Raw genomic sequence first — 22,322 nt, 5'->3', positions numbered from 1 at the left:
ATCTTTTTGCTACTCTCGTGTAGAATATCGCCAATTTGCCAAAATTTCATAATGCGCCTAGTTAAGCGCTTTAAACGGGTCGTAAATCAGTCGCATTTTTTACTCCCGTTTTTTACTGTTAGGAGGTTAACTTGACTAAATCCGCTCTGTTAGTCCTAGAAGACGGCACAGTGTTTCGCGGTACTGCGATCGGCGCTGACGGCATGTCAGTCGGTGAAGTAGTATTCAATACGTCTATGACTGGGTATCAGGAAATTCTGACCGACCCGTCTTACGCGGAACAAATCGTAACTTTGACTTACCCGCATATCGGTAACACGGGTACTAACAGCGAAGACGAAGAAGCGAACAAGATCTGGGCCAAGGGCCTGGTTATTCGCGATTTGCCACTGCTAGCGAGTAATTTCCGTAATGAACAATCACTCAGTGATTACCTAAAAGAGCGCAACATTTTAGGTATCGCCGATATCGACACCCGTAAGCTTACTCGTATCCTACGTGATAAGGGCGCGCAAAACGGCTGTATCATCGCCGGTGATGAGGTTGATGAAAGCAAGGCGCTAGAAGCCGCTAAAGCCTTCCCAGGCTTAAAAGGCATGGATTTAGCTAAAGTAGTATGTACCGAGTCAACATATCAGTGGTCTGAGACAAGTTGGACTCTGGGTGAAGGTTTTAAAACGCTTGCTCCAGAAGACGAGAAATTCCACGTTGTTGCCTATGACTTCGGTGTTAAGCGCAATATCCTGCGCATGTTGGTAGACCGTGGCTGTAAGCTGACTGTAGTTCCGGCGCAAACCAGCGCTGAAGAAGTACTGGCACTAAACCCAGACGGCATCTTCCTGTCAAATGGCCCTGGCGACCCTGAGCCATGTACTTACGCTATTGAAGCGATCAAAACCTTCCTAGAAAAAGATATTCCTATTTTCGGCATCTGCCTTGGTCACCAGCTATTGGCGTTGGCCTCAGGCGCGAAAACAGTAAAAATGAAGTTCGGCCACCACGGTGGTAACCACCCGGTTAAAGACCTAGACCGTGATGTTGTGATGATCACCGCGCAGAACCACGGCTTTGCTGCGGATGAGGCAAGCTTGCCTGATAACCTTCGTGCAACGCATAAATCATTGTTTGACGGTACCTTGCAGGGTATTCACCGCACCGACAAGCCAGCATTTAGCTTCCAGGGTCACCCTGAAGCCAGCCCAGGCCCACACGATGCAGCCCCTTTGTTCGATCATTTTATCGAACTGATGCAAGCGCAATCTAACTAATTTGAGACCGGAGTAATAATGCCAAAACGTAATGATATTCAAAGCATTCTTATCTTAGGCGCGGGCCCGATCGTGATCGGCCAGGCCTGTGAGTTTGACTACTCAGGTGCTCAAGCCTGTAAAGCGCTAAAAGAAGAAGGTTACCGTGTAATCCTGGTTAACTCGAACCCGGCGACCATTATGACCGACCCGGAAATGGCTGATGCGACCTATATTGAGCCGATTCACTGGGAAGTGGTAGAAAAAATCATCGAAAAAGAAAAGCCGGATGCGGTACTGCCTACCATGGGTGGTCAAACTGCATTGAACTGTGCCCTTGACCTAGACAAGCACGGTGTACTGGCTAAGCACGGTGTTGAGCTAATCGGTGCAACCGCTGATGCCATCGACAAAGCGGAAAACCGTGAGCGTTTCGACGTAGCGATGAAAAACATCGGCCTTGAGTGTCCGCGTGCAGAAATCGCCCACTCAATGGAAGAAGCGCTAGATACACTAACGCGTATCGGTTTCCCTTGTATTATTCGTCCTTCTTTCACCATGGGTGGTACCGGTGGTGGTGTTGCTTACAACATGGAAGAGTTCGAAGAGATCTGTACCCGTGGTCTTGACCTGTCACCAACGAGCGAGCTTTTAATCGATGAAAGCCTGCTAGGTTGGAAAGAGTACGAGATGGAAGTTGTTCGCGACAAAAACGACAACTGTATCATCGTCTGTTCAATCGAAAACTTCGACCCTATGGGTGTACACACAGGTGACTCAATCACGGTAGCGCCAGCGCAAACCTTGACCGACAAAGAATACCAAATCATGCGTAATGCCTCTATGGCGGTACTGCGTGAAATCGGTGTTGAAACCGGTGGTTCAAACGTACAGTTTGGTGTGTGTCCTAACACCGGCCGTATGGTTATCATCGAGATGAACCCGCGTGTATCTCGTTCATCAGCACTTGCTTCAAAAGCAACGGGCTTCCCAATCGCGAAGATCGCTGCCAAGCTGGCTGTGGGTTACACTCTTGATGAGCTACAAAACGACATCACAGGCGGTGCAACCCCTGCGTCATTCGAGCCGTCAATCGACTATGTTGTAACTAAGATCCCTCGCTTCAACTTTGAAAAGTTTGCCGGTGCTAACGACCGTCTAACGACGCAGATGAAGTCGGTAGGTGAGGTAATGGCGATTGGCCGTAACCAACAAGAATCATTGCATAAAGCACTTCGTGGCCTTGAAGTGGGCGCGACTGGCTTCAACCCAATCTTGCCTGTAGGCGAGAAGGGCGCAATTGAAAAGATCACTCGCGAGCTTCGTGAGCCGGGCGCTGAGCGTATCTGGTACATCGCCGATGCCATGCGTCACGGCATGAGCGTTGAAGATGTATTCAACCTAACCAAGGTTGACCGTTGGTACCTGGTACAAATCGAAGACATCATCAAAGACGAGCAGCAAATCGAAGAAGTAGGCTTTGCCGGTCTTACTGCTGACTTCCTACGTCGCCTGAAGCGTAAAGGTTTTGCCGATGCGCGTATCGCCGAGCTTGCCGGTGTATCTGAAGCGGAAATCCGTAAGAAGCGTCACCAGCTTGAAATCTTGCCTGTGTACAAGCGCGTAGATACCTGTGCGGCTGAATTCAGCTCAGACACGGCCTACATGTACTCAAGCTACGATGAAGAGTGTGAAGCTGCACCGTCTGACAAAGACAAAATCATGGTAATCGGTGGCGGCCCTAACCGTATCGGCCAGGGTATCGAATTCGATTACTGTTGTGTACACGCGGCCCTTGCCATGCGTGAAGACGGCTACGAAACCATCATGGTTAACTGTAACCCAGAAACCGTTTCTACCGACTACGACACATCAGACCGTCTATTCTTTGAACCAATCACGCTTGAAGACGTGCTTGAAATCGTGCGTGTTGAGAAGCCAAAAGGCGTTATCGTGCAGTACGGTGGTCAAACACCACTTAAACTTGCCCGTGAACTAGAAGCGAACGGCGTGCCAATCATTGGTACTTCACCAGATGCAATCGACCGCGCAGAAGACCGTGAGCGCTTCCAGCAAATGGTTGAGCGTTTGAACCTGCTTCAGCCTGACAACGCAACGGTAACGTCACTTGAAGAAGCGGTAGCCAAGTCTAAAGAAATCGGCTTCCCACTGGTTGTACGTCCTTCGTACGTACTGGGTGGTCGTGCGATGGAAATCGTCTACGATGAAGACGACCTGCGTCGCTATATGACAGAAGCGGTATCTGCTTCTAACGAAGCACCGGTATTGCTAGACCGCTTCCTGGACGACGCCATCGAAGTGGACGTTGATGCCATCTGTGACGGCACCGAAGTGATCATCGGCGGTATCATGGAGCACATCGAGCAAGCGGGTGTTCACTCAGGTGACTCGGCCTGTTCATTGCCAGCGCACAGCCTAAGCCAGGAAATCCAAGACGTAATGCGTGAGCAAGTACGTGCTATGGCCCTTGAGCTAGGCGTTGTGGGTCTGATGAATACTCAGTTCGCGGTTAAAGACGGTCAGGTTTACCTAATCGAAGTGAACCCACGTGCTGCACGTACCGTGCCTTTCGTATCAAAAGCAACCGGTGTTGCCCTTGCTAAGGTAGCGGCCCGTTGTATGGCCGGTCAGTCACTTGCAAGCCAAGGCATCACCAAAGAAATCATTCCTCCTTACTACAGCGTGAAAGAAGTGGTACTTCCTTTCGCTAAGTTCCAAGGTGTTGACCCAATTCGTGGCCCAGAAATGCGCTCTACCGGTGAGGTAATGGGTGTAGGTGATACTTTCGCCGAAGCCTTCGCTAAAGCCCAGCTAGGTGCAGGTAATGCTTTACCACGTGGTGGTCGCGCGTTACTATCGGTTCGCAATGGTGATAAAGCTCGCATCGTTGAGCTTGCTAAGACCATGATCGAATTAGGTTTTGAACTAGACGCAACCTCAGGCACCGCTCAGGCGCTTGAAAATGCAGGCATCGAAGTTCGCCGTGTAAACAAGGTATTCGAGGGTCGTCCTCATATCCTTGACCGCATTAAGAACGGTGAATACAGCTATATCGTTAATACCACAGAAGGTCGTCAAGCGATTGAAGACTCTAAGGTATTACGTCGTGGCGCCTTGATGCACAAGACCAACTACACCACAACATTGAACGCCGCGTTTGCTAACTGTACAGCAAACTCTGCGGATGACCGTGGTAGTGTCTCGTCAGTTCAAGAGTTACACCAACGAATCAACTAAGCAATAGGCCGCAGCGCTTGCGCTGCGGCTTGCTGTAAGTGGGAATATTATGCAAAAGATTCCAATGACCACACGCGGTGCCGAGTTATTGCGTGCAGAGTTAAACGAATTAAAAACTGTTACTCGGCCAAAAATCATCGCTGATATCGCCGAGGCGCGTGAACACGGCGACTTGAAAGAGAATGCCGAGTATCATGCCGCTCGCGAGCAGCAAGGTTTTTGCGAAGGACGTATTCAAGAAATTGAAGCTAAATTGTCTAATGTGCAAATCATTGACGTAACGAAAATGCCTAACAATGGTAAGGTAATTTTTGGTTCGACTGTGAGCATTGTAAACCTAGACACGGATGCTGAAGTGACTTACCGCATTGTTGGTGACGATGAAGCAGATATTAAGAACAACTTAATCTCTGTAAACTCACCCATTGCTCGTGGCCTTATCGGTAAAGAGCTGGACGACTGTGTGAACATCGAAACACCCAATGGTACGGTAGAATTTGAGATCACTGAGATTGAATATATCTAACCTTCATTGATGTGTTTAAAAACCCGCTTAAAAGCGGGTTTTTTTATGGGTATAGATTGGTGCTTTGGGCTGCTGTCAGGCTTTGCCGTGTTGGGCGAGCGCGTTAAGAAAATAGTCCGGTGAACTATTTTTAGCAAGCGAACGCCTTGAGCCAGCGAAAGGCCGGGGACGGCAAGTCAGAGGAAATGCATAACCACCGTGCAAGTAATTCATCCGTGAAGCTGGGCTCCTTTTGTGACGAAGTTACGGCGTCCCTGCCTCCGCCTCCGAGCGCTGCGAAGCGGTGCTTCGGTCACTCGTCGCCCTCTTGGAACTCTTAGGGCACCCGTGATTCGCTAATGCTTGCGAACTCAGCGTTTTGTTAAGCGCTGCGTTTAGTCATTGAGGCGATTTAACAGCACACTCCACAACAAAAGCCGATTTCTTCAGCGCGAATCGAAACGGGGAAATCCATACCTGTTATTTCGTATTAGTGCCGTAAGCCTTTTTCAAAGAGAGATAAGTAAAAATGTGTCAATTGTGGTTGTTCTGGCACGCTATGTAACACACAAACCGGCTCGGTTATGTGGTGATAAGAGATAGGTTTCTGATATTCACTGGGAAAATAAATTACATAGCGAGCCAAGCAAGGCTCGAATAAGTAACGACTCGTTTTACTTAATTACTTCTTCATTGCTCGCGAGAAAAACACCTGCTAACTTATTACTATCATTAAATAAAAATTTTATTAGTGGGAAAAGGTTAGGTTGTGGATAACTTCCTTAACCGGGAATTCGCACTAAGATGCTGTTATAAGCCTAGGAGAGAGTATGCCAATATTTGCTAGTGTGCTTTTGTTCGTAGGCTTCTCATGTGTTGTCTTTGCAACAATTTTGGTTGTGGTATTTAAGCAGCCAGATATTAGTTGTCAAGAACTGCTCGCAAAAGGCAGCACTATATTTCGTGACCTCAACGCCTACGTTGCATCAAATATGGTTAAGCCGATATATGCTTTGATTTATTGTGGGTTAAGTATTTTAGTAGCCGTAATATTTGGTTTATTGATATTTAAGACATTAGACTTATAACAAGTCATTTAAGAAAGACTCGCCACGGCTTGCTAGAGTTCCTTCGTCACTTAGTTTAGCAAGCCTAAACTCGCTTCTTAATGAGGCGTTGTTCTGATACCAGAGTCAATTCAAAGTTTAATCAACCTTGAGGCATAAAAAAGCCTTGCCATGGGGCAAGGCTTTTTTGGTTGGGATAAATACCAAGTACTTAACTTTGCTGTTTTAGTTCTGGCGTTGGCTCTACCTTAGGGGCTCTGCCAAAGAGTTTACGCAGGCCGCGTTTACAGTCTTCCAGGGCTACATATTGGCAAGGGATCAACACCAGGGTGATAACCGTGGCGAACAGTACACCGAAGGCCAGCGACACCGCCATGGGGATGACGATTTGCGCCTGTAAGCTGGTTTCCATAATGATGGGCACCAGACCAATAAAGGTGGTGATCGAGGTCAGTAGGATGGCCCTAAATCGTTTACAACCGGCTTCTACCACCGCCTGTTTAATGGCAATGCCCCGGGCGCGTGCCTTGTTCACATAGTCAACCATCACCAGTGAGTCGTTCACCACCACCCCGGCCACGGCGATAATACCGAAGAAGGACAGGCTGCTCATGGTCATACCCAAGATCACGTGACCGTAGACGGCACCGACCACACCAAAGGGGATCACCGACATGATCAGCAGCGGCTGCGAGTAAGAGCGCAGTGGAATGGCCAACAGCGCGAAGATGATAAGAAGCGAAAGCACTAAGTCACGGCGCTGCTCGGCGACGCTATCCATCTCTTCTTGCACTCGACCGGCGACATTACTCTGTACGCCAGGGTAGTTTTTCAATAATGCTGGAAGGTATTCATCGCGCACTTGTTTTGCGATTTCAAACGGCTGTGCCTGATTGGTGTCTACGGCTGCCCAGACATTAACCGTGCGCTTAGCGTTTTCCCGACGAATACGGTTTACCCCGTCAACCAGGTTTACGCTGGCTATTTCTGCTAAAGGCACTTCCGCTCCGGCGGGAGTAATAATGCGCACATCATTGATTTCGCTGATAGAGTTACGCTTTTCAATGGGGTAGCGGATCATTACTTTGAGCTCTTCGCCATCGCGCAGAATACGCTGTGCTTCTAGGCCATAGAAGCTGAAGTTCACCTGTGAGGCAACATCGGCCAAGGTCAAACCCAGGCTATAGGCAATGGGTTTCAGTTCAAGTTGCACTTCATCGGTGGCGCTTTGCATTGAATCATTGATATCGCCTACGCCCTTGATGGTCGACAGCTTCTCTTTCAATTTACCGGCAACTTCTTTCAACTCAGCGGCATCATTGCCCTCGAGGCGGAAGCTGATATCACCATCATCACGGCCACCACCGCCATTCACAACGCTGTCGTTAATGGTCATTGATTTCATGCCAGGCAGCGGCGGCATATTATCACGCCACAGTGCACTTAACGCGAAGGTGTCGATAGGGCGCAGGTGCGGCTCTACCAAGACCATCATTAAGCGGGCGTTGGTGCGCCCTTGCATATTAAGGGAGATATCCTTAACCATGGGCATGCCATATTGCTGCTCTATAACCCGCTCGACATCCATCACCACACGTTCAATCTTTTTGGCCGTATCCAGGGTTGCTGTTTCCGATGACGCCAAATTCATCTCAATGTTAATACTTGGGAAATCATGAGGAATTTTCGGGTTGGCGATAAACTTAATCAGGCCACCGGCAAATAAGCCAGCACTGACTATAAGGATGCCAAAGAAGCCAACAATCACGGTATAGCGATAATGAATACAGCGCTGTACTGCAGGGCGGTATATGCGCTCGATAACATATTGCAAGCCACTGTCTACCTTATTACGTAAGCGGTGTAATGGGTTACGCGGGTTAACAGGGCGGTTCTTCATGGCCGCTAGGTGCGCAGGAAGAATGAGCTTAGACTCGACCAGTGAGAATAATAGGCAGAGAATAATCACCCCGCCTATGGCTTTAGAAAACGCCGCTCCCGGGCCGCTGGCCAAGGTTTGTGGTAAGAAGGCGGCGATAGTGGTCAGTACCCCGAAGGTCGCGGGGATGGCCACGCGTTTTACGCCACGCACCACGTTATCCAGACTATGACCATGCTTTTCGATTTCGGCGTGAGCCGACTCACCCACCACTATGGCATCATCCACCACTATCCCCAGCACCAGAATAAAGGCAAACAGGGAAGCCAAGTTAATGGTGACATCTAAAAAGCCCACCGGCATCATTAAAAAGGCGCCCAGGAAGGACACGGGCAGACCCATCATCACCCAGAAAGCGAGGCGGATACGCAGGAACAAGGCCAACATCAGCATCACCAAGATACCACCCCAGATCATATTCTCGATCATCATGTCGAGGCGACCTTCAAGGTAATACGTGATGTCAATCATAGGGGCCAGGGTGACGCCCTCGGGAAGCTCCGACTTTTTGCGCTCTAAATAGGCGTCCATCACATCGGCAACACGGGTGATATCTTGATCTTTTGACGCACGGACCTCAAAAATTAGTGAGTTTTTACCATTGTATTTTGAATATTGCAGGCCTTCTTCAAAGCCGTCTTGGATGGTTGCTACATCACCTAGAAATACCTGGGCGCCGTCTTCTAATGTTAAAAGAGGAAGACGTTCAAATTCACCGCCGCGATAGGCCTGGTTTTCCACGCGCATGGAAATATAGCCATTATCGGAGCGAATTTGTCCCGCCGACATATTAGCCGAGAAGTTGCGCACCGCAGTGGCGATATCACGGAACGTCAGGCCATATTCACGCAGCTTGTCCGGGCTGACTTCTATGCTTATCTCATAATCCAAACCCGAATTAAAATTGACGAGATTGACCTGAGGCAAAGCGCGCATTTCATCATGCAGCTTATTGCCCAGCTCCTTTAGATCGTAATTGCTCATATCGCCATACAAGGCGAGGATCATCACCTCTTGAGTGTACTTTTCGCGGCGAATATTGGGTCGTTCCATCTCTGCGGGAAAGCTGGAGATGGAGTCGATTTGCATCTTGACTTCGTCGAGCACTTCTTGAGAGTCATAGCTTTCATCGACTTCGATCCAACTTTGAGAAAAGCTGCGGTTTGAATAGGTGATAAGGCGTTTAATGCCCTCTAAGCCTTGCAGGGACTCCTCGATTTTTATGGTGATCCCTTCTTCCACTTCTTGCGGAGCGGCGCCGGGATACACGGCCTGCACACTGAGCCAGTTGCTCTCAAATTGGGGGAATGCCTGTTTACGAATAGAAAGCGCGCTGAGAATACCACCGACTATGATGATAATCATCAGCAGGTTGGCGGCAACCGGGTTGCGGGCAAACCAGGCGATCAAGCCTTTTTCTGTGCTTTGCACCATAGCTTAGTCCTCCTTCAGCGCCAGCTGCGTGTGCGCCGTTTTCGGCTCTTGTTCGTCTAAGCGCAGTTGCATGCCTTGCGTGGGGTATTCCAGCGCCGAGGTGATAACTTGCTGGCCACTGTTTAGACCGGCGGTGACATAGGCCATGCCGTTTTGCTCGCGGATCACCTCAAGGTCGCTAAACATCAGCTTAATTTCATTATCAATGAGGGCAATTCGGTTGTCCTTGATCAGGTGGCTGGGAACAATGGCGGTATCGCGTACATGCTTACCCACTATGCTGGCATTGGTGTAGGCACCAAAGCGCAGAGGTTGTGCCTGCTCATAGGGTGCGTCTACATAAGCCACAAGGTAGGTCATGCGTGAGCGCTTATCGACCACGCCTTCATTACGCACTATGGTGCCTTGCCAGGTACGCATTTTACCGGCCACTTCGCTGGTTAGGGTGACTTTAGCACCGATACCGCCATCAACCAGGTATTGCAGATCATGGTTGGCTACCGGTAAACGCACTTTAGCGATGCTGGTGGCATCGATTTGACCCAAAACATTACCCGGGTTCACCACGCTGCCAAGGCTGATTTTTTTTGCCGTAACCAGGGCATCGTAGGGGGCGCGAATCGAGGTGCGCTCTAAATTGCGCTTGGCGCGTTTAACCTGGGCCTGAGCAGCGCGGAATTTTGCCAGCTTTTCTGCGAGCTGAGGTTTGCGCAAATAGAGCTCCGAGGGGATCACCGCATTGGCATTGTCCTTAATGCGTTGCCATTCGGTTTTGGCCACATGGGCTTGTGCTTGTTCTATTTCCAGCGCCGATTGTGCCTGCGCCAAGCCGGCCTGGGCTTCAATTAGGGCCGCTTCATAGTCATTGGGGTCAATGCGAATAAGTTCGTCCCCTTGTTTTACAAAGCCACCTTTTACAAATTGCTCGGCTATGGATACCACCTGACCGGACACCTGAGCGACCAGTTCGGTTTGTTCTTGCGCCATGACCTCGCCGTAGGAATGCACTTGCATGGTTACATCGGTCAGGTTGACCGGGGTGACCTCTACCAGTGGGGCGATGTTTTCCTGTTGTTTTTGCTCCGGTGGCTTTTTCATTGCCATAAAGGCGGCGAACAGTGCCACTGACACCCCCAACACACCAATAGGTAATAGTATTTGTTTTTTGCTGGCCACAATGCAGCTCCCTGTATAGTTCGATGACAGGCTATATGGTAGCGGCAATCATGTTTACAGGTATGTGTAATATGTAACAAAGCATGTAATCTGTTAAAATGGCGGCCGCGTTTGTTTTAGGGGGCGAATATGAATTGTCGTTTAGGGTGTGGTGCGTGCTGTATAGCGCCTAGTATTTCCAGCCCCATACCTGGTATGCCCGAGGGTAAAAAAGCGGGGCAACGATGTGTCCAGTTAGACAAAAATAATTTGTGTAAATTGTTTGGTGATCCGTCCAGACCGGCTGTGTGTTTACAATTTAAGGCGTGCGAAGATGTGTGTGGCAGTAATAATGCCGAAGCGATGTGGAGAATTACCCAATTAGAGGCGCTTACCTAAAGGCGGTAAGCACCTCGAAAGGATACAAATATTATTGATTTGATCCTGGCGGGTAGTTACTGAAAATTTCAGCGACCGATTCGCGGATCACCGCGGTGCGCTCGCTTGGCGTCTGGTTTTTCTTCAAACGACCTTCTTTGGCGGCGCGCCATACCAGCTGGTTCGAAGCGCGGTCGACCACGTCAATCACTAGGGTGCCTACTTCATATTCGCGGGTAGTGGTTTGCACATTGTAGCCCAGACCCCAGTAATCCCAACGGGCGCTGTAGCCTGTGGTAAAGGTATCAACATCGACTTTCTTTTCCACCGAGGCATGGTAGTTGATCAGCACATCCGCTTGATCTGCCGTCACCATGCTCATGCCCTTGGCGCTCAGCTCATCATTAACGGCCTGACGCACACGGCGCTCCATTAATTCGCTGATCTGATAATTACTGCTGGCATTGGTCAGGCTGGCATCAGGAAACCAGGCAAAGGTTTTGTACTGAGTAAAGTTTACCGACTTGTCGTAATCAAAATCCGGCCCAGAGGCACAGGCGCTGAGTAACATAAGTACACCCGCCGCAAGTAAATTCTTCATTGACCGCTCCTTTATATCTGGCTGTAAGAATCTAGGTTTGTCAGTAACATATCATAATCTTAAAGGAAATATACAGCTCATGCACCGCTTTAGGGGCCATACCTGGATTATGTCATTACTGTGAATTTTAAATAATTTAAAGCTTATTAATATTTTCTATGGTAGTCTAGGAACTGCTTTGAGTTAATGCGTTCAATGTGACGGTTTTGTGCGGCCTACGCTGTAAGTGTGACTAACCTCGTTTAGTCCTGTACCTGACCCTAGCGGTAGCGACACTGGCTCAGGGAGGATAGTGCCTAATTTATAGGCGAGTTATAGAAATTGACTTACAGGAACACTTTAGTATGTCAGAAAATGTAAACGGTAAAGTAAAGTTTTTTAATGAAGCAAAAGGCTTTGGTTTTATCGAGCAAGAAAATGGCCCAGATGTATTCGTTCACTTCAGCGCGATCAATGGTTCAGGCTTCCGTACTCTAAGCGAAGGCCAACAGGTTTCTTTCAGCATTAAACAAGGCCAGAAAGGACCAGAAGCGGAAAATGTAACTCCGGTTTAATTCCTTATTGACTCTCTTAGAGTGAATAATTAGTGGAGCCGTTTCGGCTTCACTCTTCCCCCCAGGCGCCACGCCAAGATTATCTCCCAGCATTTAAGTCACTAATTAATATAATTACTTTGATATATCACTGATCTTCAATTATTATTTTATTTCCACATTTAAAGTATATAAGAGATCACAGTGAGAGAAATCAGAGCATTTGCCAAATCGGCATCTATTAATGAGTTGGAAAAAGCAATTAATATTCTGAACACTGCGCTCGATAATCAGCAACAGCAAGAAAAAGCGAAACAGGAAGTTCTTCAACTGATGAAGGAAAAAGGGCTCAGTGTGGAAGATATTGTTGATGTGACCCAGGACAAGCGTACTAAGGTTGAACCTAAGTATCGCCGCGAGTTCGAAGGAAAAATGGTTGAATGGTCAGGCCGTGGGAAACGCCCGAAAGCGTTTCAAGATGTAGACCTAGCTAAATACCTCGCGAAATAACAGCAAAGATAAATAAACCCAAAGGTCCAGCAATGGACCTTTACTTTTTTGGGTGTCAGTAGTGTATACACTCAGAGACTATCAACAACAAGCAGTCGACAATACCCTGGCGCATTTTCGTAAGTCACAGCGCTCGGCCGTTATTGTTTTGCCTACTGGTGCCGGTAAAAGCCTGGTTATTGCCGAGCTTGCGCGATTGGCCCGTTATCCCATCCTGGTATTAACTCATGTAAAAGAGCTGGTTGAGCAAAACGCTAATAAATTTCGTGACATGGGTTTAACACCGGGGATTTTCTCTGCGGGTTTAAAGGATAAAAATTTAAGCGAGCAGGTCACCTTCGCCAGTATTCAATCCCTCGCCCGTAGTATAGATAAGCTGCAGCAGCACTATTCTTTAGTGATTATTGATGAGTGTCATCGCGTTAGTACAGAGCAAACCAGCCAGTATGCGCAGGTTATAACCCAGCTTAAGAAAATTAACCCAGGCCTTAAGGTGCTAGGTTTAACTGCCACACCCTATCGGCTTATCAGTGGCTGGGTATATCACCGTCATTACCATGGTTTTGTTCGCGGTCCGAGCGATGCGCCATTTGATGATTGTATTTACGAATTACCGCTGCGTTATTTAATTAACAAGGGTTATTTAACGCCGCCGCGCATAGTCGATGCGGCGGTGCAGCATTATGACTTTTCCGCCTTGCTCAATGGCGGCTCGGCGCCCAGTGAGGGGGATCTAAATGCGCTGTTGCAACAAAGCACCCGGGCTACTAAGGCCATTATTACGGATGTGATGGTGCAAAGCGATACCCGACGCGGCGTGATGATTTTTGCCGCGACCGTTGCCCATGCCGAGGAAATACATCGTTATTTACCACCCGGGCAGGCCCATATTATTGTTGGCGCCACACCTGCCGCCGAGCGCGACGACATAATTGCTCGCTTTAAGCGACAGGAATTTAAGTACCTGGTAAATGTTTCTGTTTTAACTACAGGTTTTGATGCTCCTCATGTTGATTTTATTGCTTTGTTAAGACCCACGGAATCGGTCAGTCTGTATCAGCAGATCATTGGCCGCGGACTACGCTTATGCGCCGATAAGCATGAATGCCTGGTAATCGATTATGCTGGCAACGGTTTTGATATCCATCACCCCGAGGTAGGGGCGCAGCGCCCGGACCCAAACAGTGAGCCGGTGCAGGTGTTGTGTCCCGGTTGTGGTTTTGCCAATGTGTTTTGGGGTAAAAAGGATGCCGCGGGTCAGGTTATCGAGCATTATGGCCGCCGTTGCCAAGGCTTATTGGATGACGGCGAAGAGCAGCAGCAATGTGATTATCGCTTTAAGTTTAAGGAATGTCCCCAGTGTTTTAGCGAAAATGATATCGCCGCGCGCCGTTGTTATAGCTGCGCGCATCAGCTGGTGGACCCGGATGACAAGTTACGCCAGGCGCTCAACCTAAAAGATGCCTTGGTGTTGCGTTGCAGCGGTTTAAGCTGTGAGCAAACGGCGCAGGGTAAGCTCAAGATCACCTTTATGATGAAGACGGCGCCGAGGTGGCGCAAGTGTATGATCTGACTAATGCCAAGGTACTGGCCTTATTTAACCGCGAGTTCGGCAAGCGTCATAACGCCCCAGGCATAGATAAGTGGCGAAGCAGCGAGCAGGTAGTGGAGTTACAACAGAATTTGAGCTGGCCGGATTTTGTGATTGCCCGTAAGTCGAAAAAATATGGTTGGCAGGTGAGTGAAAAGATATTCGATTATCAGGGAAGTTACCGCAAAGCCTATAGTCGTTGATAGGCTCTGCATTTCACTGTTACTCGGCGCTGTTTTCGTCCAGCAGACCCCAGCCGTCACCGTAGCCGTTATGTTTATCCGCCAGGCTTTCCAAGTAGGCTTCCATATTATTGATAAGCTCATATTCGGGTACCATGGTAAGGCTGGCCTTCACTTCAAAAACACCTGTATCCGGGCAGGTGCTAAGGCTGGCTTGCGGCGCTACTTCGGCATGGGCCAGGGCATCGATAAAGCCTTGCGCATGTGCTTGCTGCTCAAACAACAGAAAGAAATCGACGTTGTGCAGTTGCGTCAAATCGACGCCTTGCTCATGCATTTGTTGCAAAATTTGGCCTGTTTCATCGTCGGGAAAGTGCATCGTTTATCTCATATAAGCGTGAATCTAGGGATTGTCTTATTTTTTGCTGGAAATAAAAAGCCACTTAGGTGAAATTTTTCGTCGTCATTAGTGAATGGCTCCAGGCAGCGGTGATAAACTTAAGCTATTAATAGAGTTTGTTTATCTTTTTGGCGTTTGGGGTTATTGCCCAGATAAACAGACCCGGGAATTACACGCGATTAAAAAGGCTGACACAGGCGGTGGTAAAGTGATTGCAATGGAGACACAGTAAGTTGAGGTTAAACCTACTAACAAGCCTGCTATTGGTGCTGGCCTTGTGCTCATTCGACGTCCTTGGCGCATGGAGCGCTGAGCCCGGGAAATTCCCCCAAGGGCGGGTAATATCAGGGTACAGCATTGACGGTATTGAAGGTGAGCTGGAGCAAAATGTTGCCCTGTATTTGCAGCAGCTCAGTGGCGAGCAGCCAACACGTCAACTGCAGCGTTATGCCACCGAGCAGGTTTTACTGAGTATGCGAGCCCTAGGTTATTATCATGCCGAGGTGGAGCTGCACTTAGAAGACGATACCGCTAACCCTAAGGTGATCGCGAAAATCAAACCCGGGCAAGCGACGCGCATCGAAAGCCTGGATTATCAATTGCTGGGGCCTGGGCTGCAGGATAAAGAGCTGACTCAGGTGCTTGCGCAGTTGCCACTTAAAGGCGGCGAGATCATTAATCATGGCCACTATGATGCGGCCAAAAGCGCTATCGACAAGCAACTGCTGGAGCTTGGCTATTTTGACGCTAAATGGCAGCAGGCGCGTTTGGCCATAGATCGCAGCCATTATCGGGCGGATATCAGCCTGGTGGTGAGCACGGGAATACGCTATCACTTTGGCCCCTTAAATATTGCCACCGACACGCCGGCGAGCGGTTATATTCATTCTTTAGCTGAGTTCAAAGCCGGACAGGCCTACAATGCCAATAAGGTCAGCGAATTTAACCTGGCCCTGTCGCAAACCCCTTATTTCAGTAGCGTGCGCGTCTATGCCGATATCGCCAAACGCAGCAGCCATGAAGTGCCAATTCGTGTTGAGGTGCTGCATAAACCACAAGACAGCTTCGAGGTCGGCGGTGGCTATTCGACCGACCTGGGTCCTAAGGTGCGTTTTAAATGGTCGCGCCCCTGGATAGGCGAAGATGGCCACTATTTAGAAAGTAACCTTAATGTGTCCGAGCGTCAGCAGGATATCAGTCTCTCTTATACTATCCCAGTAGACGACCCCATAGATGATATTTGGCGCTTTAGTCTTGGTTATAAGCTGGAAGACAATATCGACACGGATATCTTCTCAAAAACCTTAACCGGTCTGGTGCAGCGACAATGGAAGATAGAGGATGATTGGATTCGCACCGTCTTTATCCGTCGTGAGTTCGAAGAGTTCCGCATTGCCGATGAAGAAAAAACCACGAAAATGCTCTTGCCCGGTGTCAGTTTTGCCCGCAAGCGTTCGAAAGGGGGCACAACTCCCTATTGGGGACGACAATGGCTGATAAGCACCGAGGTCGGTGCTGATTCTCTTGAATCTTCCACGGATATAGTGAGGGTACAGTTGCAATATGCCTGGTTGGAAACCTATTGGCAGCGTCATTTGTTTTTTAGTCGCGTCAATTTGGGCGCCATGTATGTCGATAGCATCCGTGATGTACCTGTGTCGCTGCGCTTTTTCGCCGGTGGCGATCAAAGCATCCGCGGCTATAAATACGAGTCTATTTCCCCCGAGGTTGATGGCGCCAAGGTGGGGGGTAAGTACCTGGTAACTGGTACTTTGGAGTATAACTATCAGTTTGCCAGCAACTGGCGCGGCGCCTTGTTTGTCGATGCCGGTACGGCCACCAACGACTTTTCCGAAAAGCTATCTGTGGGCGTGGGTTTTGGCGTGCGTTACCTTACGCCCGTTGGCCCCATTCGTTTTGATCACGCCTGGGCCCTAGCCAGTCCCGGCAATACCACAAGATTAAGTATTACCGTGGGGCCTGAGCTATGAAGCGCGTTATTACCTTAAGCCTAAAAGTTTTCGCCGCAGCTCTTTTTACCCTGATCTTGTTGCTGTCCCTGTTACTCTTTACCGGATATGGCAATCGCACCCTGGTGGCCATAGCCAATAATCTGGTCGACGGACTTAATATAGAGCTAAAACAGGGGCGTTTGCTTGCCAATGATCCCTTTGACCTGCAATACCAAAGTGAAGGCCTGACTCTGAATGCCCAGGCAGTGCAGATTGACGTGCGAATTTTCGGCTGTGTCGGCGTGTGTTTAGATAATATCGCCGCAAAGCGTTTAAGCGTACAAAGCATCAGTGCCGCTCCACAACAGGACTCAGTATCAAGTTCAAACGTAAATGCCGATGATGATAAGAGGCAAACGAGCGGGCCTCTGGTGCAACTGCAATTACCTAATATTGCCGTTAAACGCTTCGCTATTGGCGAGGCGGACATCGCCGTGGCGGGGCAAGAGATCCAGGTAAAGAATCTGAGTGCCAGCCTGAGCGCCCAGGGTAACCGCATCAAGGTTAAGCCCTTTAAGGTAAAAGAGCTGCAGCTTGAGTTGGCTCCTGCGGCACCAGAGCCAAAAAGCGAGCCCTTGTTGCAATTGCCGCCACTGGCCGAGATTGCCTTTGATCTAGGTCTGGATATTCGTATTCAGGATTTTGCCTTAAATAATGCAACCTTGGTGCAAGGGGAAAGCACACATAAGCTCAGCAATGTGCACTTAAATGCGGCCTTGCTAGGAAATAAGCTGGCCATCGACCAAGTTAGCCTCAGCTATGAGTTACCTTTTGAGGCGACTGATACACAAACCCAGGCCGAATTACTGCACGCCGCCCTAAGCGGTAACCTTGCTTTCTCTGGTGATAATGCGCTGCAATTGGCGCTGCAAGTGAAAGCCTTGGGCGAGCATAGCCAGTTGGATGTGAGTGGCAGCCTTAGCGAGCTGCAATTAACATTGGCAAATCAGGGGCAATATCCGCTGACCTTGAACGCCACAGCAGAGCTGCGACAAAGCAACTGGCCCTTTACCTTGCATGCCAAGCAACAGCAATGGCAGCTGCCATTGAGTTCGGCCTCGGGCGCTCAGACTTTGCAATTGCTGCAAAGCGATATCCAAGCACAGGGTAATATCGACGACTATCAAGTTGAGCTGACATTGCGCTCGCAGTTGGGCGATTACCCAGAGCTGCACAGCCAACTAAACGCCAGTGGGACGTTAAGCTCGCTGCAAGTGGCGTCATTGCAATTACTGGCAGGTGAAAGTAAAGCCGAGGTAAAAACAGCGCTTAATTGGCGCGATGGCCTAAGTGCTGAATTTAGCGCCGAGCTGGCAAATCTGCATAGCGAATATCTTATCGATACGGTGCAAAGTGATATCTCCGGCCAGGTATCTGGCTCCTTCGAAATGGACTCTCAAGGCCAGTGGCAACTGGCGGTGGCCCCCTCGACCTTAAGCGGGACGGTAAACGACATGGCGCTGCAATTGCAGGCCGATCTCGACCTCAATAGTTCACTGCATGGCGTGGTACGTCAGTTGCAGCTGCGCCAAGGCGACAATATCTTAAACCTCAAGGGGGAGGTAGACGAGCAGTGGCGCCTCGAAGGGGCTTTGGCCTTGTCCGCCGACACGCCATTGATGCCAGGTTATGGCGCCAAGGGTCAGGCCCAATTGCAGATCCGTGGCCAGCGTTTGGCACCGAAGATAAAGCTTGAGGCTCAACTGGCCCAAGTACAAGGTGCAGGCGTCAGTGTGGACAGCCTCAACCTGGATGTTGAAAGTGAATATCAAGACGCGCTTCAGTATGATATTTCTGCCCAGCTATCGGGCATTAAAACCGGCGGGCAACACCTTGATAGCCTTGAATTACAATCCCGTGGCAGCGACAAGGTGCAACAAACCTCCTTGCGTCTGGACTCGCCACTGGCACAGTTGCAAAGTGCTTTTACCAGTGAATTGTCGTCGTCATATCAGCAAATAAAGCTGCAATTGGAGCAATTTGAGCTCCAGTCTCAGGAGCATCAGGTGGCTTTGGCTGCACCGACCAAGGTGCATCTGGATTTGGCCAAGCAGGCGCTGCACTCGGAGCGTTTGTGTCTGCGCGGTGAGGCTTTGGATTTATGCCTTGAGCCTGCAAACATAGACCCATTGCAAGGCGAGGCGAAAGCTACGCTAACGCACTTATATTTGCAGGCGTTAACTCCGTATCTTGGCCCTCATACCGGGTTGACGGGAGTAGCCAAAGGTCATGCCCAGTTTAAATGGCGCAGCGGCGCGGCGCCGCAAATAGATGTTGAGCTACAAAGTGAACAATTGCAGGCGAGTTATCGTTATCAGCAACAACTGCATAACTTCCCCGTTGAAACCTTAGCCCTGTCTTTGCACAGCGATATTAACCAGGCTCAGGCTAAGTTACAGCTGAAATCATCCATTTTGGGGAACTTGAGCGCCAACCTTAAGGTTTCCGATGTGATGGCGGCGCAGGAGCTCGATGGGCAACTGCAAATGGATGGTGTGCAACTTACTAAGCTTGCTGCATTAGCTCCCGAGGTTAAGAATCTGGCCGGGGATATCAGTGCCGACTTGCGTTTTACCGGCAATATCAGTCAGCCTTTGGTGCATGGCCAAATTAATGCAGAAGGTTTGTCTTTAGAGGGGGAAACCTTGCCCTTATCTTTAGCCGAATCGCGCCTAAATGTGCAATTGGCGGGTGAGCAAATCCAGGTGACCGGTCACTTAGCCAACCCAGATGGGGGAGACTTAAATGTGAGCGGTGACGGCCTATGGTTAGGCGAGCAACCGCACCTGACACTTAAGGTGCAGGGGCAGCGATTTGTCGTCATTCCCGATCAGGGCATCATGATTGCGCTTTCCCCAGACCTTAATATTGAAGTGAATTCCCAGCAGGTGAAGGTGGGGGGCATTGTCGACGTCCCCTATGGTCGCATTAAAATAAAAGAGCTGCCGCAGGGGGCGGTGAAGGTCAGTGATGATGAAATCATTGTCGATGCTCCGGTGCAGGAGCAGACCGTGCCTTTTATGTATGATGTTGATTTAAAGGTTAATATTCAAGACGATGTGTATATAGATTCATTTGGTTTGAAGTCCTATATTAAGGGCGACCTGATGATCACCGCCAATAATGAAAGTCATCCCCTGGCGGTGGGCGAGCTGAATTTGGTGGATGGGAAATACCGTGCCTTTGGCCAAGATCTGCTGATCCGCACCGGACAAATAGGTTTTAGCGGTACCTTGGATAAGCCTCATATTAATGTCCGCGCCATTCGTAACCCAGATAATACCGCCAATGGTGTGGTGGCCGGCATTGAGTTGGTTGGCAGCGTAGAGCAACCGCAGCTGCATGTATTTTCCGAGCCCGCCATGGACCGCTCTCAAGCCTTGTCGTATGTGCTCAACGGCCAACCCTTAGGGGATGGCGACACTAATACCGATGCTTTATTAACGCGTATGCTACTGGCCCAAGGCACCAATCGTGGTGAAGGCTTGGTATCGCGCATAGGTGAGTCCATCGGCTTGCGTGATGTGACCCTTAACTCCAGCGGCAGCGGCGATGATACCAAGGTGGAAATCGCCGGTTATATTGCTCCGGGGATCCAGGTTAAATACAGTGTTGGCGTGTTTGAGTCTATCTCCGAGGTGGCGGTGCGCTATCAGGTATTGCAAAAGCTTTATATCGAGGTGACCAGCGGCTTGTATGATACGCTGGATATTCTTTATCGCTTCGATATCGATTAAATAATAGGGAAATAATAATGATAAAAAAATCCTTAGCCTTGCTCAGTGCGGGGCTTTTGGCTGCGCAAATGAGCGGTCAATTAACTCCTAAGGCATATGCCTTTAACCCGGCTAAGCCAGCTGCGCAATCGCCGGGGCAAATTATCGCCGCCGCTCAGGAGTCGGACTGGCGTCAGGTGGATAGCGATAATCTGATGATCCTCACCCTGCAAACCGGCTCCGTGTATCTTGAGGTGAACCCACTGTTGGCGCCTAAGCATGTGCAGAGACTGCGCGAGTTGACCAAAGCCGGATTCTATCAAGGGCTAAGCATGTATCGCTTTGTTGAAGGTTTTGTCGCCCAAGGTGGGGCCGGGGAGCAAAAAACCGATATTGCGCCGCTGCAGCAGGAGTTCGTCTGGCACAGTGAGCAGCCCATGCCCCTTGATATCCAAGTTAATGACAATGACGGTTATGCGCCGCGCAGTGGCTTTATCAACGGCTTTGCCGTAGGTCAAAATGAAGCAGGTACGCAAACCTGGCAGCTCCATTGTATGGGCGCCCTAGGCATGGCCCGAGGCAATGGTGTAGACAGTGCCACCAGTGAGTTTTATGTGGTAATTGGCCACGCCCCGCGCTATTTGGATAAAAACATCACGGTATTTGGTCGCGTCCTAAGTGGCATGGAGCACCTGCAGCAGTTACAGCGTCCCGGTAGCAAGAAAATGCCCTTTAATCCTATTCAAGACTTGCAATTTGCCAGTCAATTGGAAGTGGCGCAACAGCCAAAAATTCGCGTGATGCGCACCGACTCGCCACGCTTTGGGGCGCTGGTGGCGGCTCGAAAGAACCGCCCGGAGGACTGGTTTGTGGCCACCCCGAACTACATAGATACCTGCGCCATGGCGGTGCCCAGCGTTATTGACGATTAATACGCAGACTAAAGGGAATATGTTGCTGATGCGTTGAGCGATAGGGGTTGATGTCCAAGCCGCCGCGACGGGTGTAACGGGCATAGACCTCTAGTTCTTGCGGTTTGGCCAGCGCCATAATATCGCTAAAAATACGCTCTACGCATTGCTCATGAAACTCGTTGTGGGAGCGAAACGATACCAGGTAGCGCAGCAGGGATTCATGACTCAGTTGCGGTCCTTTATAACGTATCACCACACTGGCCCAGTCCGGCTGCGAGGTGATCAAACAGTTCGACTTGAGTAGGTGGCTATACAGGGTTTGCTCTACCTGTTCGCTATTAGGTGCAAGTTGTAACAGCGCCGGGTCAAGGTCGAAGGTATCAATTTCTATATCCAGCTCATCGATACAGAAGCCCGGCATTGGCGTGGCGGCAAACAAAGATGTGTCGTCCGGTCCGTACAAGCTTACCTTAACCTGAGTTTGCACTGCCTGACTCAGATCCGCTTCAAGAACTTTCCGTACCTTGTCCATACTCTCAAAGCGCGTCTGATTAAAGCTGTTCAAATACAGCTTAAACGATTTGGACTCGATAATGCTTGGGCTTTGGCAGGGAAACACAAATTCCGCTACCGCCACTTGTGGTTTGCCCTTGCTATTGAGCCAGGAAAGCTCATAGCCGGTCCACAGGTCTTCGCCTTTAAATGGCAGCGCCTGCTCATCTATGCCTAAATCATCGCGGTTAAGCTTACGGGCAATGGGGTAGAGCAGACTCGCATCGTAAGAGTCTTTGTATTCGGTGGTTTTACCCAGCATGCTGGCCTGCAGCTCGGGGGCGTTACGGTAATCTGTCATGATGCTATAAATCTAGTTACAATGACG

15 protein-coding genes and 1 pseudogene are annotated in these 22,322 nt (G+C 49.6%); 11 read left to right on the top strand and 5 right to left on the bottom strand.

Annotated features, from left to right (window positions below; all coding sequences use genetic code 11):
* Window positions 1-131 precede the first annotated feature (131 nt).
* The 4 genes from carA (at window position 132) to C2M24_RS13935 (ending at window position 6,098) form a co-directional block, all read left to right on the top strand.
* Window positions 132-1,268: a glutamine-hydrolyzing carbamoyl-phosphate synthase small subunit gene (gene carA / locus C2M24_RS13950; protein ID WP_105200589.1), complete on the top strand. Its 1,137-nt coding sequence runs from the start codon at window positions 132-134 to the stop codon at window positions 1,266-1,268.
* An 18-nt stretch (window positions 1,269-1,286) separates the two neighbouring features.
* Window positions 1,287-4,505 carry a carbamoyl-phosphate synthase large subunit gene (gene carB, locus C2M24_RS13945; RefSeq protein WP_105200588.1) on the top strand — a complete coding sequence of 1,073 codons (3,219 nt, stop codon included), beginning with the start codon at window positions 1,287-1,289 and terminating at the stop codon, window positions 4,503-4,505.
* Between the two features lie 49 nt (window positions 4,506-4,554).
* Window positions 4,555-5,031 (top strand): transcription elongation factor GreA, encoded by a 477-nt coding sequence (gene greA / locus C2M24_RS13940; protein WP_105200587.1) that lies wholly within the window; start codon window positions 4,555-4,557, stop codon window positions 5,029-5,031.
* 809 nt (window positions 5,032-5,840) lie between these two features.
* Window positions 5,841-6,098 carry a hypothetical protein gene (locus tag C2M24_RS13935; protein WP_105215636.1) on the top strand — a complete coding sequence of 86 codons (258 nt, stop codon included), beginning with the start codon at window positions 5,841-5,843 and terminating at the stop codon, window positions 6,096-6,098.
* 190 nt (window positions 6,099-6,288) lie between these two features.
* Here the strand turns inward: C2M24_RS13935 and C2M24_RS13930 are convergent, their stop codons facing one another.
* Together C2M24_RS13930 and C2M24_RS13925 are read right to left on the bottom strand one after the other, a co-directional pair.
* Complete coding sequence (locus C2M24_RS13930) at window positions 6,289-9,450, bottom strand: efflux RND transporter permease subunit (protein ID WP_105215634.1); 3,162 nt, start codon at window positions 9,448-9,450, stop codon at window positions 6,289-6,291.
* A gap of 3 nt (window positions 9,451-9,453) precedes the next feature.
* Entirely contained in the window at window positions 9,454-10,626 is a 1,173-nt protein-coding gene (locus C2M24_RS13925) for an efflux RND transporter periplasmic adaptor subunit (protein WP_105200585.1), read from the bottom strand.
* A gap of 129 nt (window positions 10,627-10,755) precedes the next feature.
* On the opposite strand from C2M24_RS13925, the gene C2M24_RS13920 reads away from it, so the two are divergent.
* Window positions 10,756-11,004, top strand: coding sequence for a YkgJ family cysteine cluster protein (locus tag C2M24_RS13920; protein ID WP_105200584.1), 249 nt, complete (start codon window positions 10,756-10,758; stop codon window positions 11,002-11,004).
* 31 nt (window positions 11,005-11,035) lie between these two features.
* Here the strand turns inward: C2M24_RS13920 and C2M24_RS13915 are convergent, their stop codons facing one another.
* Window positions 11,036-11,584: a DUF4136 domain-containing protein gene (locus C2M24_RS13915; RefSeq protein ID WP_105200583.1), complete on the bottom strand. Its 549-nt coding sequence runs from the start codon at window positions 11,582-11,584 to the stop codon at window positions 11,036-11,038.
* A 344-nt stretch (window positions 11,585-11,928) separates the two neighbouring features.
* Here C2M24_RS13915 and C2M24_RS13910 point away from each other — a divergent pair, with 344 nt between their 5' ends.
* From C2M24_RS13910 to C2M24_RS13900, 3 genes and pseudogenes are all read left to right on the top strand, one after another.
* Window positions 11,929-12,138 (top strand): cold-shock protein, encoded by a 210-nt coding sequence (locus tag C2M24_RS13910; protein ID WP_105215632.1) that lies wholly within the window; start codon window positions 11,929-11,931, stop codon window positions 12,136-12,138.
* A 183-nt stretch (window positions 12,139-12,321) separates the two neighbouring features.
* A complete protein-coding gene (locus C2M24_RS13905; RefSeq protein WP_105200581.1) occupies window positions 12,322-12,627 on the top strand; it encodes an H-NS family histone-like protein in 306 nt (101 codons plus the stop codon).
* 52 nt (window positions 12,628-12,679) lie between these two features.
* A pseudogene (locus C2M24_RS13900) lies at window positions 12,680-14,421 on the top strand (DEAD/DEAH box helicase).
* Between the two features lie 19 nt (window positions 14,422-14,440).
* Here C2M24_RS13900 and C2M24_RS13895 read toward each other — a convergent pair.
* Window positions 14,441-14,779: a ribonuclease E inhibitor RraB gene (locus C2M24_RS13895; RefSeq protein ID WP_105200579.1), complete on the bottom strand. Its 339-nt coding sequence runs from the start codon at window positions 14,777-14,779 to the stop codon at window positions 14,441-14,443.
* Window positions 14,780-15,033: 254 nt separating this feature from the next.
* Here C2M24_RS13895 and C2M24_RS13890 point away from each other — a divergent pair, with 254 nt between their 5' ends.
* The 3 genes from C2M24_RS13890 to C2M24_RS13880 are packed head-to-tail and all read left to right on the top strand — an operon-like array spanning window position 15,034 to window position 21,460.
* Complete coding sequence (locus tag C2M24_RS13890) at window positions 15,034-16,791, top strand: autotransporter assembly complex protein TamA (RefSeq protein WP_233999557.1); 1,758 nt, start codon at window positions 15,034-15,036, stop codon at window positions 16,789-16,791.
* Complete coding sequence (gene tamB, locus C2M24_RS13885) at window positions 16,788-20,549, top strand: autotransporter assembly complex protein TamB (protein WP_105215630.1); 3,762 nt, start codon at window positions 16,788-16,790, stop codon at window positions 20,547-20,549. Before C2M24_RS13890 ends, tamB begins: the two co-directional genes overlap by 4 nt.
* A 17-nt stretch (window positions 20,550-20,566) precedes the next feature.
* Window positions 20,567-21,460: a peptidylprolyl isomerase gene (locus tag C2M24_RS13880; protein ID WP_105215628.1), complete on the top strand. Its 894-nt coding sequence runs from the start codon at window positions 20,567-20,569 to the stop codon at window positions 21,458-21,460.
* On the opposite strand, the gene queF is transcribed toward C2M24_RS13880, so the two are convergent.
* Window positions 21,447-22,295, bottom strand: a complete 849-nt coding sequence (queF, locus tag C2M24_RS13875) for an NADPH-dependent 7-cyano-7-deazaguanine reductase QueF (RefSeq protein ID WP_105215626.1) — start codon at window positions 22,293-22,295, stop codon at window positions 21,447-21,449. The two genes, C2M24_RS13880 and queF, sit on opposite strands and share 14 nt — an antisense overlap.
* Between the last annotated feature and the right edge of the window lie 27 nt (window positions 22,296-22,322).

The sequence above is a fragment of the Pseudoalteromonas sp. T1lg22 genome (genome assembly GCF_002964645.1).
In the GTDB taxonomy this organism is placed as follows: Bacteria; Pseudomonadota; Gammaproteobacteria; order Enterobacterales; family Alteromonadaceae; genus Pseudoalteromonas.
This window is presented reverse-complemented; position numbering and strand designations above follow the sequence as displayed.